The organism is Micropruina sp. (assembly GCF_047607385.1).
Lineage (GTDB): Bacteria > Actinomycetota > Actinomycetes > Propionibacteriales > Propionibacteriaceae > Micropruina.
In genome coordinates, this window is record NZ_JASGDE010000089.1 from 45,444 (window position 1) to 57,068 (window position 11,625).

12 protein-coding genes are annotated in these 11,625 nt (G+C 68.7%); 8 read left to right on the forward strand and 4 right to left on the reverse strand.

Annotated features, from left to right (window positions below):
- Positions 1-66: 66 nt before the first annotated feature.
- Positions 67-1,281, forward strand: a complete 1,215-nt coding sequence (locus QM582_RS08225; RefSeq protein ID WP_415083416.1) for a phospholipase D-like domain-containing protein — start codon at positions 67-69, stop codon at positions 1,279-1,281.
- Here QM582_RS08225 and QM582_RS08230 read toward each other — a convergent pair.
- Positions 1,253-2,092 (reverse strand): class I SAM-dependent methyltransferase, encoded by an 840-nt coding sequence (locus QM582_RS08230; protein ID WP_415083418.1) that lies wholly within the window; start codon positions 2,090-2,092, stop codon positions 1,253-1,255. The genes QM582_RS08225 and QM582_RS08230 overlap by 29 nt on opposite strands.
- Before the next feature lie 160 nt (positions 2,093-2,252).
- On the opposite strand from QM582_RS08230, the gene QM582_RS08235 reads away from it, so the two are divergent.
- Both QM582_RS08235 and QM582_RS08240 read left to right on the forward strand, forming a co-directional pair.
- Positions 2,253-2,723: a hemerythrin domain-containing protein gene (locus QM582_RS08235; RefSeq protein ID WP_415083420.1), complete on the forward strand. Its 471-nt coding sequence runs from the start codon at positions 2,253-2,255 to the stop codon at positions 2,721-2,723.
- Between the two features lie 123 nt (positions 2,724-2,846).
- Complete coding sequence (locus QM582_RS08240) at positions 2,847-3,233, forward strand: DUF2809 domain-containing protein (protein ID WP_415083422.1); 387 nt, start codon at positions 2,847-2,849, stop codon at positions 3,231-3,233.
- Between the two features lie 111 nt (positions 3,234-3,344).
- Here the strand turns inward: QM582_RS08240 and ahcY are convergent, their stop codons facing one another.
- Entirely contained in the window at positions 3,345-4,760 is a 1,416-nt protein-coding gene (gene ahcY / locus QM582_RS08245) for an adenosylhomocysteinase (RefSeq protein WP_415083423.1), read from the reverse strand.
- 123 nt (positions 4,761-4,883) lie between these two features.
- On the opposite strand from ahcY, the gene QM582_RS08250 reads away from it, so the two are divergent.
- The 4 genes from QM582_RS08250 to QM582_RS08265 all read left to right on the forward strand — a co-directional run bounded on the left by QM582_RS08250 (position 4,884) and on the right by QM582_RS08265 (position 8,374).
- Positions 4,884-6,038 carry an NAD(P) transhydrogenase subunit alpha gene (locus tag QM582_RS08250; protein ID WP_415083424.1) on the forward strand — a complete coding sequence of 385 codons (1,155 nt, stop codon included), beginning with the start codon at positions 4,884-4,886 and terminating at the stop codon, positions 6,036-6,038.
- A 1-nt stretch (position 6,039) separates the two neighbouring features.
- Complete coding sequence (locus tag QM582_RS08255) at positions 6,040-6,345, forward strand: NAD(P) transhydrogenase subunit alpha (RefSeq protein ID WP_415083426.1); 306 nt, start codon at positions 6,040-6,042, stop codon at positions 6,343-6,345.
- A gap of 6 nt (positions 6,346-6,351) precedes the next feature.
- Positions 6,352-7,731, forward strand: coding sequence for an NAD(P)(+) transhydrogenase (Re/Si-specific) subunit beta (locus QM582_RS08260; protein ID WP_415083428.1), 1,380 nt, complete (start codon positions 6,352-6,354; stop codon positions 7,729-7,731).
- Between the two features lie 151 nt (positions 7,732-7,882).
- Positions 7,883-8,374, forward strand: coding sequence for a GNAT family N-acetyltransferase (locus QM582_RS08265; protein WP_415083430.1), 492 nt, complete (start codon positions 7,883-7,885; stop codon positions 8,372-8,374).
- A 231-nt stretch (positions 8,375-8,605) separates the two neighbouring features.
- On the opposite strand, the gene QM582_RS08270 is transcribed toward QM582_RS08265, so the two are convergent.
- The gene (locus tag QM582_RS08270; RefSeq protein WP_415083432.1) at positions 8,606-9,097 is read right to left on the reverse strand and encodes a hypothetical protein; all 492 of its coding nucleotides are present in this window, start codon (positions 9,095-9,097) and stop codon (positions 8,606-8,608) included.
- A 316-nt stretch (positions 9,098-9,413) separates the two neighbouring features.
- A complete protein-coding gene (locus QM582_RS08275; protein ID WP_415083434.1) occupies positions 9,414-10,337 on the reverse strand; it encodes a bifunctional riboflavin kinase/FAD synthetase in 924 nt (307 codons plus the stop codon).
- 108 nt (positions 10,338-10,445) lie between these two features.
- Here QM582_RS08275 and QM582_RS08280 point away from each other — a divergent pair, with 108 nt between their 5' ends.
- Entirely contained in the window at positions 10,446-11,456 is a 1,011-nt protein-coding gene (locus QM582_RS08280; protein ID WP_415083436.1) for an aldo/keto reductase family protein, read from the forward strand.
- The last annotated feature ends 169 nt before the right edge of the window (positions 11,457-11,625 follow it).

Sequence of the window (11,625 nt, forward strand, 5' to 3'; positions counted from 1 at the left end):
CTCCTGACCACCCCCCGGTCGGCCACCCCCGGTCGACGCCGGAGCCCCCCATCCGGAGAAACGATCATGCCTGTCCTGCGCCTTCTTGCCGGCGCCCTCGCCGGCGCACTCACCGTGGGCCTGCTGGCCCTCCCTGCCACCCCCGCCACGGCCAAAGTGACCGACTCGGCGGTCTTCAACGATCCGCTGGTCGCCGCCAAGCAGTACACGATCAGCAAACGCATCCGCTCCCTGATCGACGCCGCGCCCGGCAAGTCGAAGAAGTACGGCGGCGCGATCATCCGGGTGGCGATGTACGTCTACACCAGCACCGAACAGGCCACCGTGGACGCCCTGATCCGGGCCGCCAAGCGAGGCGTGACGGTGCGGCTGCTGCTGGACAGCGACGGCGCGCTGGAGCCCGGTTTCACCCACTACGGCGACTATTTCCGCACGCTCGAACAGAAGTACCCGAAGTTCCATGTGACGTTCTGCCCGATCGGACGGGGTTGCATCGGCAACGCCCATCCGGGTTCCAACAACCACAACAAATTCTTCCTGTTCTCCCGCACCGACGGCAGCACGAAGGTGGTCGTGCAGTCGTCGGCCAACCTCAACAAGACCAACTCGGCGGGCTACTGGAACAACGCCGTGGTGCTGGCCAACGCCGGCCTCTACGACGACTACGTGGCCTACTTCAACGACCTCTGGAAGCAGCAGCCGTCGGCGGACTACGGACGGGTCAAGACCAGCGGGAACGCCAAGGTGTGGCATTTCCCGGTGGCCGCCGGCGACCCGATCGCGGAGACCCTGAGCAGCGACGTCCGCTGCACCGGCAATACCAAGGTGGGCTCCAAGGGCCGCACCGTCATCCGGGTGGCGATGAAGGACTTCTACCGGATCGAGGTCGCCGAGGCGCTGTGGCAACTGGCCGACCGCGGCTGCCTGGTGGACGTCGCCTACGACGTCCCGGCCACCTTCCAGCCCTATCTGGGCCAGTCGGACGCCGTGGTGGCGGCGCTGAGCCGTCCGCTGACCAAGCCCGGCGGACGCGTCCGGCTGTTCCTGGCCGGACCGGCGACCACGGAGAACCCGGCCCGGCGGCTGATCCACTCCAAGTACATGCTGATCGAGGGCTACTTCGCCGGGAAGAAGAACACCAAGGTGGTCTTCACCGGCAGCCATAATTTCTCCTACGGCTCGCTGCGCGACAACGACGAGACGGTGCTGCGGGTGACCAGCGCGAAGATCCACGACCAGTTCCGGACGAATTTCACCCGGATTCTGAGCACCCTGGATTAGGGCCTGGACGCCTCACCACAGGGCGACGGCCCTCCCGTGCCGCTGTCGCTCCGGCGCAGCGGTCGGGACGCCGGTAGCGGAAGGCCACGGTGACGTAGGGCAGTTCGAGGGCCTCCCGGCCGGCGAGTTGCGGGTGGGTGTCCAACAGACGGCGCACGGCATCGAGCACCTTCTGCTGCCCCGCGGCGTCCAGGACGGCGAAGTAGCTGCGCGAGCGAACGAGCTCGAGCAACGCCTCGCGATCGATCGGCTGCGTCCAACCGAACTCGGTCCGCTCGGGTGTTCCGAACGGCGCGGCCACCTTCGGGTCGTCGTCCATACCGATGGTGTATTGACCCTTGTCAGCCCGCATAGCCACACCCAGTTCGCGCACCCAGTCGACCCGTTCGTCGCGCAGATTCCAGACCAGCCCCAGGGTTCCGCCCGGACGCAGCACCCGGCCCGCCTCCACGGAGGCCCGCTGCGGGTCGACCCAGTGCCAGGCCTGCGCGAAGGTGATCGCATCGGCCGTTCCGTCGGGAAGCGGCAGCTGCTCGCCGGTGCCGGTGAGGGTCTGCACCCCGGGGATCCGGGAGCGCAGCACCGCCAGCATCTGCTCGGACGGATCGACCGCGGTGACCTCGTGGCCGGCGGCCACCAGCGCCCGGGTGAGCTTGCCGGTGCCGGCACCGACATCGACGACGCGCACCTCGTCCGGCCTCACCAACCAAGAAACCGCGTCCGCCGGATAGCTCGGACGCGCAGCTTCGTAGACGTCCGCGACCTCACCGAACGAGCGGGCGTGGGCGAGCTTCTCGTGGCGGGTATCCATACCGCCAACCTACGCTCGGCCGCTGGGCCGAGAGCTCTTCTGACGTTCTACCCGCAGTAGTCTTCGGGTCAGCGTCGCGTGCCGGTGGCAGGCAGTGTCAGGCATGGAGGCGCCGAACACGAGGAGACGACGATGATCGTGTCGCCCCCTTCGCCCTCACGTGACTGAGAGCGACAAGGCCAGGCTGATCGCCTGGAGCCGCGAGTTGCGCACCGTCCACGAACGACTGCGCGAAGCGCTGCGGCTGACCCGCACCGCGTTGGCCGCCGGTGAACCCGCCGAACCCGCACAGCGGGATCTGTTGTTGTTCTGCCACGGCTTCTGCACCGCGCTGACCGGGCACCACGAGGGTGAGGACCGGGAGTTGTTCCCGGCGATCGCCGCGGCCCACCCGGAACTGCGGGACACCCTGCGCAACCTGCGGCAGGACCACTCGATGATCGCCCATCTGCTCACCAGCCTGCAGGCCGCGGTCGATCGGACGGCGCCGCCGGACGAGCTGGACCGGCACCTGGAGGGCATCGCGGCGATCATGGAAAGCCACTTCCGCTATGAGGAACGCAGCCTGCTGACGGTGCTGGAGACGCTGGAACTGGAGGCCGATCCAAGGGACGTCCTCGGCCCGCTGTGAGTTGAGCGAACGCGAGCGGGTGGTGCGTGGGGTCAGACCCCACGGTCCGCACCCGACCGCAGTGGTACGCGGATCCGCCCCTCGTACCACGTCGGGCCGGACGACCGCGGCTAGCCTGTCGAGATGCTCTCGTCACCGCGCCGCCGGCTGATCGCTGCCGGGCTCGCCGTGGTGACGGTGCTGGCCGGCTTGGCGGTGCGCTTCGCGCTGCCCAGCGGCGAGGCGTCCGATGTCGCCGGCGATGCGCTGTACGCGGTCCTGATCTACCTGGCCGTCGTCTTCTTGGTGCCGAGGGTGCGTCCGGCAGCCGTTGCCGCGATCGCGGGTTCGCTCTGCGTGGCGATCGAGCTGTTCCAGCTGACCGGCCTGCCGCACGCCTGGGCGTCCGGCTTCCCGCCGATCGCACTGGTGCTCGGGACCGGCTTCGACGTCCGCGACATCGTGGTTTACGTGGTCGCGGTGGCGGTGGTCGGCTTGATCGATAGGTTCAGCCGCCGCACGACCACCTGACCCCGGACGACACTTCCGGGGTTTAGCGTCCTATCCAGGGTTTGAACCACGGAAAAGACGCCAAAACCCGGAAGAGTGATCCGCGTCGTCATGCAAGACCACGCGGTGAACTCAGTAGCGGTAGGCGTCCGGCTTGAACGGTCCGTCGGTCGGGACGCCGAGGTAGTCGGACTGGGCCGGGGTCAGCTCGGTGAGCACCGCACCCAGCGCGTCCAGGTGCAGCCGGGCGACCTCTTCGTCCAGTTCCTTGGGCAGGGTGTAGACGCCGGTCGGGTAGTCCTCGGGCTTGGTGAACAGCTCGATCTGGGCCAGCACCTGGTTGGTGAACGAGTTGCTCATCACGAACGACGGGTGCCCGGTGGCGTTGCCGAGATTCAGCAGCCGGCCCTCGGACAGCACCAGGATCGAATGCCCGTCGGGGAACGTCCAGCGGTCCACCTGCGGCTTGATCACGGTGCGCTGCACACCCGGGTAGGCCTCCAGCCCAGCCATGTCGATCTCGTTGTCGAAGTGGCCGATGTTGCCGACGATCGCCAGGTGCTTCATCCGGGCCATCTGGTCGGCACTGACCACGTCGCGGTTGCCGGTGCAGGTGATCACGATGTCAGCCACGTCGAGCACGTCGTCCAGCCGGGCCACCTGGTAACCGTCCATCGCCGCTTGCAGCGCGCAGATCGGGTCGATCTCGGTGACGATCACCCGGGCGCCCTGGCCGGCCAGCGCCTCGGCGGCGCCCTTGCCGACGTCGCCGTAGCCGCAGACCACGGCGGTCTTGCCGCCGATCAGCACGTCGGTGCCGCGGTTGATGCCGTCGATCAGCGAGTGCCGGATGCCGTACTTGTTGTCGAATTTGCTCTTGGTGACCGAATCGTTGACATTGATCGCCGGGAACAACAAAGCACCCTGCTTGGCCATCTCGTACAGCCGATGCACCCCGGTGGTGGTCTCTTCGGTGACGCCGCGGATCTCATTGCTGATCGCCACCCAGTCCAGCGTCGAGCTGCGCAGCTGCTGCAGCACCACCGCGTACTCGGCCGAGTCGCCCGGGCCGGCCTCGGGTACCTCGCCGGCCTTGGCGAACTCGACGCCCTTGTGCACCAGCAGGGTGGCGTCGCCGCCGTCGTCCAGGATCATGTTCGGACGCCGGTCTCCCCAGTCCATGATCTGCTCGGTGCAGGCCCAGTACTCGGCCAGCGTCTCGCCCTTCCAGGCGAACACCGGAACCCCCTGCGGATCCTCGACCGTGCCGTGCGGGCCGACCACCACGGCAGCCGCGGCCTGGTCTTGGGTGGAGAAGATGTTGCAGGACGCCCAGCGCACCTCGGCGCCCAGCGCGACCAGCGTCTCGATCAGCACCGCGGTCTGCACGGTCATGTGCAGCGAGCCCGCGATCCGGGCTCCGGCAAGGGGTTTCGCGTCGGCGTAGCGTTCCCGCATGGCCATCAGCCCGGGCATCTCATGCTCGGCGAGCTGAATCTCCTTGCGTCCGAAATCGGCCAGGTTCAGGTCGGCGACGCGATAATCCACCGCAGCAGCCTAGTGCACCGCACCCACCCCCACAGACGATGTGACAAGCCCATCAGGCCAGGGTTGGATTGGATCATCATCGTCTGACGACGTCCGACAAGGACAAGGGAGAGATCCACAGCCATGGGCTTCGTTCTCGGAATCCCGGTCAGCGCCGACCCCGCCGAACGGCGTACCCCGATCGTGCCCGACGTGGCCACGAAGCTGCGTGCGCTGGGGGCCACCGTCCTGGTTCAGGCCGGCGCGACCACGAAATCCCACATCACCGACCACTCGCTCGGCGAGGTCACCTGGGCGCGCAGCATCGAGGAGGTGATGGCCGGCTCGGACGTCGTGTGGACGATCGGGCCGCCGTCCCCGGAGGCGATCGCGGCGCTGCGTCCCGGCACCGTCCTGATCGGCACGCTGGCGCCGTTCGCCGACCCGGCCCGGGTGCAGGCGCTCGCCGCGGGCGGGGTGAACGCCTTCGCCATGGAGCTGCTGCCGCGCATCTCGCGGGCGCAGTCGATGGACGTGCTGTCCTCCCAGGGTGCGGCGTCCGGCTACCAGTGCGCGCTGATCGCCGCCGCCCGCTGCCCGAAGTTCTTCCCGATGCTGACCTACGCCGCCGGCACCGTCCGTCCGGCCCGGGTGCTGGTGATCGGCGCCGGTGTCGCCGGGCTGCAGGCCATCGCCACCGCCAAGCGGCTGGGCGCGATCGTCGAGGGCTACGACGTCCGTCCCGAGACCAAGGAGCAGATCGAGTCGCTGGGCGCCAAATTCGTCGACACCGGGGTCAGCGCGGTCGGTGCTGGCGGCTACGCCCGCGAGCTGACCGAGGCCGAGCGCGGCACCCAGGAGGCGAAGCTCGGCAAGGCCATCGCCCAGTGCGACGTGCTGATCACCACCGCCGCGGTGCCCGGCAAGCAGGCCCCGCGGATCGTCAGCGAGATGATGGTGAGCGCGATGCGTCCGGGCGCGGTGGTGGTCGACATGGCCGCCGAGCAGGGTGGCAACGTGGCCGGAACGGTCGCCGGACAGGAGGTCCGGGTCGGCCCGGCCCACGTCGTCGGCCCGATCAACCTGCCCAGCCGGATGCCGGTGCACGCCTCAGAGATGTTCGCCAAGAACCTGTTCAACTTCACCGCCCCGATGATCACCGACGGCGCGCTGGGCATCGACACCACCGACGAGGTGATCGCCGGCACCGCGCTGACCCTGGGCGGCGAGGTCGTCCACCCGCTGGTCCGCCAGGTGCTGGGATTCCCCGAGCCGGCCCCGGAACGAGGAGAGGCCTGAGATGAACGACCTGCTCTACCTGTACATCTTCATGCTGGCCGCGTTCACCGGCTACGAGGTGATCTCGCGGGTCCCGGTGATCCTGCACACGCCGCTGATGTCGGGCTCGAACTTCGTCCACGGCGTCGTGCTGGTGGGCTCGATGTATGCGCTGGGCCACGCCGAGACGCCACTGCAGATCGTGCTCGGCTTCCTGGCCGTGCTGCTCGGCGCCGCGAACGCCGCCGGCGGGTACGTGGTGACCGAACGGATGCTGGCCATGTTCGCCCCCAAGAAGAAGCTGCCCAACCCGGGCCAGGAGGCCTGATCACCCATGGAATGGATCGTCAACGGGATCTACCTGTTGGTCTCGGTGCTGTTCATCGTCGGCCTGAAGGCGATGGCCTCGCCGGTCAAGGCGCGGCGCGGCATCGCCTGGGCCGGTGTCGGCATGGTGCTCGCCACCGCGGCCACCTTCTTCGTGCCCGGGATGCGCAATATGGCGCTGATCGCGGTCGCGATCGTGCTGGGCGGCGGCGTAGCCTGGTGGGCCGGACGCGTGGTGAAGATGACCGACATGCCGCAGATGGTGGCCATCTACAACGGCATGGGCGGCGGTGCCGCGGCCCTGATCGCGGCGGTCGAGTTCGCCCGCGCCGAGGTGCACGGGCCGGTGGTCGGCACCCTGGCGGTGCTCGGCTCGCTGATCGGCTCGGTCGCCTTCAGCGGCTCGGTGGTCGCCTTCCTGAAGCTGCAGGGCATCATGAAGAAGGCCATCCGGCTGCCGATGCAGAACCTGGTCAACGTCGTGTTGGCCCTGGTCACCATCGGCCTCGGCATCTGGATCGTGCTGTCCTCGATGGGCACCGGATCGGCCAACCCGGTCCTGCTGGTGCTGTTCTTCCTGCTCGCCCTGGCGCTCGGCGCGGTGCTCACCATGCCGATCGGCGGCGCCGACATGCCGGTGGTGATCTCGCTGCTGAACGCGTTCACCGGCCTGGCCGTCGGCTTCGAGGGCTACGTGCTGGGCAACCCGGCGCTGATCATCGCCGGCATCGTGGTGGGCGCGTCCGGCACCCTGCTCACCCAGCTGATGGCCAAGGCGATGAACCGGCCGATCCTGGGCGTGCTGTTCACCCCGATCAGCGGCGAGGCGCAGGCCGGCGGCGCCATCGAGGGCCGGATGAAGGAGATGACCGCCACCGACGCGGCCGCCCTGATGCGGTACTCGGAGAAGGTGATCATCGTCCCCGGCTACGGCATGGCGGTGGCCGGCGCCCAGCACAAGGTCTGGGAGATGGCCAAGCTGCTCGAGGACGCCGGGGTCGAGGTGTCGTTCGCGATCCACCCGGTGGCCGGCCGGATGCCGGGGCACATGAACGTGCTGCTCGCCGAGGCCGGCGTCCCGTACGAGAAGATCTTCGACCTGGACGAGATCAACGCCGAGTTCCCGCAGACCGACGTGGCGCTGGTGATCGGCGCCAACGACGTGGTGAACCCGGTGGCGCGCACCGACAAGACGTCCCCGATCTACGGCATGCCGATCCTGGACGCCGACAAGGCCCGCAACTGCATCGTGATCAAGCGCGGCCGCGGCGCCGGCTATTCGGGCATCGAGAACGCCCTGTTCTACGCCGACAACACCTCGATGCTGTACGGCAGCGCGCAGCAGGCGGTCGCCGACGTGATCGCCCAGCTCAAGGACCTGGGATGACGATGCCGATGCTCCGCGGCCTCCCCGCCCGGGCACCCGGGTGGGGGGTGCGGGGCTGGTGCGGGGGACGTAGGCTTGCGCCAGTCGGGGCGGCAGCGCCGACCCCCGACCGACAACCAACCGGACTGCCCTCGAGGCCACGGAGGTATCTATGACGGAGCCCATCCTGGTGCGGCTGTGCACAGCGAGCGATCTCCCCGAGTTGGGACGCCGGGAACCCCATCCCAACGCCCGTTACGCCGAAGGCCATTTCGAGCGGCAGCAGCAGGGTGACTACTACTTCGCGATCGCGATGCGGGGTGACGTCCAGTTGGGCTCCAGCGTGCTCGACTGCCGCGCCGACAACCTGCTGCAGCCCGAACTGAAGAGCCTGTGGGTGTATCCGGAGTCGCGCCGCCAGGGCGCCGCCCGAGAGCTCACCCGGTTCCTCGAACAGCAGGCCGTCGAGCTGGGGTTCGACGAGATCTTCCTGCGCGTCGACCCGCAGAACGCGGCGGCGATCCCGATGTACATCTCGCTGGACTACACCCCCACCGGCGACCACAAGCTGACCACCTACGAGTACGTGGACGGCCTCGGCAACACCCACTCCCGCGAAGAGATGGACGCCATCTACCGCAAATCGCTGCGGCTGCTGCGCTGAGGTTCGGCTGGCTACCCGACCTCCGGTCAGTCGGTCCGGCCCTGCTCCACTCGGCCTGGCCCCGCTCCACTCGGCCTGGTCCCGGTCGCCAGTCTCCACCGCTCGCCTAACTATTTGGGGCTCGCTGAGTTCAGCGAGCCCCAAATAGTTAGGCGAGCGGTGGTTTCGTCGGCCGACGTCCCCCGGCAACGGGTTCGACAGGCTCAACCGGCGGGCGGTGGGACGAGCGGGTCAGTCGGCCTGATCCAGGCCGACGGCGACGACGCTGACCCGGCCGCGGTCCCAGTCGAGATCGACCACGACGTTGCTCTGCTCGGCGTGGAAATCCGACACCCACACCGTACGGGTGATCGCCGTGGCGGCCAGATAACCCAGGTCGCCGACCTGGCGTCCGCGCACCTGGACGGTGGTGCCGTCGGCGAAGCAGATCCGGGCCAGCCCACGGGCCGGTCCGGGTCGGACCGCCCGCAGCGGCACGTTGCGGCGCACCACATTGGTCAGCCGGTGCATCAGCACCTGCACCCGGGCCACCCCGAATTCCTGCTCGATCTGGCGTTCCAGCTCTCGCAGCTCTTCGGCGTCCGCCTCGTCGAGGCCCAGGCTGTTGCCCGGCACCCGATGGTCGTAGCCGCCGGCGGACGCGGGCCGCTTCGGCCGCCGCAGCATCAGAACGGTGACCGCGACGAGCGCAGCCACCACCCCCAGCGCGACCAGCCAGGTCATACCCCTACTGTGCGCCCGCCGAGGGCCGAGCGCAAGGTGCTGCAGGTCCCGGCTCGAACCGGATCGTTGTGGTTATGGACGCCTGCCCGGGGTGCCGTTCCGGCTCGAACCAGTTTCTGGTTGAAATGGCCTCGGTAGGAGCGACCCGTATCCACCAGAAAGTGGCTCACACCGGAAACCCGGGTGACCACATACCCCGTAGGGGTATTTCAGAACAACCAGAAAGCGGCTTGAGGGCCGTCCGTCGGGTCGACCGCGACCCGGCGCTCGGGTTCGTCGGCAAAACCCAGGGTGCGGGCCGCTAACCTGCGGAACCTCAGCCCTGCAGGATCTCGTGACTGCGCCGGACGTCGTCGTTCACCTGGGCGACCAGGGTCTCGATGTCGCCGAACCGGACCTGACCACGGATCCGGGCGGTGAACTCCACCGCGATCGGCGCGCCGTAGAGCTCCAGGTCGGTGCGATCCAGAACGTAGGACTCCACCCGCCGCTGGACGCCGTCGAAGGTCGGATTGGTCCCCACCGAGATCGCCGCCGGCCAGCGTCCAGCCTCTTGACCCGCGGGCAGTTCGAGGCCATGAGCATCGCGTCCGTCCAGCCGGGTCACCCAGCCGGCGTAGACGCCGTCGGCCGGGCAGGCCAGTTCCGGCGGCACCGGCAGGTTCGCGGTCGGGAAGCCGAGCTCGCGTCCCCGATGGTCACCGTGGGCGACCACACCGGTGAACCGGAACGGACGTCCCAGATGCTCGGCGGCATGGGCCACATCGCCGGCGGCCAGCGCGTCCCGGATCACCGTCGAACAGGTCTCCTCGTCCCGAAACCGGACCAGGTGCAGCGCCTCCACCTCGAAGCGGCCCTCGCCCAGTTCACGCAGGGTGTCGACGGTGCCGGCGGCTCGGTGCCCGAAACGGAAGTTCTCCCCCACCACGATCAGCGCCGGATGCAGCGGCAGCAGCACGTCCACGACGAATTGTTCCGGGGTGAGCTGGGCGAACTCGGGGGTGAAGTCCACCACCTCGACGCGGTCGGCGCCGGCGGCTCGCAGTAGCGCGATGCGATCGTCCAGCCCGGTGAGCAGCATCGGCGCCCGCTCGGGGCGCAGCACCCGCACCGGGTGCGGCCAGAAGGTGACCACCACCAGCGGCAGATCGGGACGCCGGGCGCGCGCCTCGGCAAGCACCTCGACATGTCCGGGGTGGACGCCGTCGAAGTTGCCGATGACCACCACCGAAGCACTCACGAGGAGCCAGCCTAAGAGATTCCGCGAGTGGGGCAAAGTCGGCGGGCAGGGGGTCGCCCTGCGATACGCCGCGCCCCGGGCGGTGACCGCGGCTGGTTGGATGGAGGCATGGAGTTTCGTCATCTGGGTAGCTCGGGGCTGAAGATCTCCGAGATCTGTTACGGAAACTGGCTGACCCACGGGTCGCAGGTCGAGAACGACGCCGCGCTGGCCTGCGTCCGGGCCGCGCTGGACGCCGGCATCACCACTTTCGACACCGCCGACGTCTACGCCAACACCAAGGCCGAGACCGTCCTCGGCGAGGCATTGGCCGGCGAACGGCGCGAGTCGATCGAGATCATGACCAAGGTGTTCTTCCCGACCGGTCCGCGTGGGCACAACGACAGCGGGCTGAGCCGCAAGCACATCATGGAATCGATCAACGGCTCGCTGCGCCGGCTGCGCACCGACTACGTGGACGTCTACCAGGCGCACCGCTACGACGTGGAGACACCGCTGGAGGAGACCATGCAGGCGTTCGCCGACGTGGTGCGCTCCGGCAAGGCGCTCTACATCGGGGTCAGCGAGTGGACCGCGGAGCAGATCCGGGACGGCCAGCAGCTGGCCCGGCAGCTGGGCTTCGCGCTGGTGTCGAACCAGCCGCAGTATTCGATGCTGTGGCGGGTGATCGAGGGCGAGGTCGTGCCGACCAGCCGTGAGCTGGGGCTCTCCCAGGTGGTCTGGTCGCCGATCGCGCAGGGTGTGCTGACCGGCAAATATCTGCCCGGGCAGCCGGTGCCGGCCGGATCGCGGGCCACCGACGCCAAGGGTGGCAAGAACACCATCAGCCGGCTCATGAACGACACCATCCTGGAGCGGGTGCAGAACCTGAAGCCGATCGCGTCCGATCTGGGCCTGAGCATGGCTCAGTTGGCCGTCGCCTGGGTGCTGGCCAACGACAACGTGGCCTGTGCGATCGTGGGCGCCTCGCGTCCGGAGCAGGTGACCGACAACGCCGCCGCCACCGGAGTGAAGCTGAGCGCCGACGTGTTGGCCGCGATCGACGCCGCACTGGGCGACGTGGTGGTCTCCGATCCGGCGTTGACCAAGGACAGCACTCCGGCCCAGCGCCCCAGCTGAGGGCCCGCTCCGCACCGACCACGGAAGCGCGGATCAATCCGGCCGCCGCCGCTCGCCTAACTATTTGGGGCTCGCTGAGTTCAGCGAGCCCCAAATAGTTAGGCGAGCGGCGGCGGCCGGATTGATCCGCGCTTCCGTGGTCGGTGCGGAGCGGGCCCTCAGCTGGGGC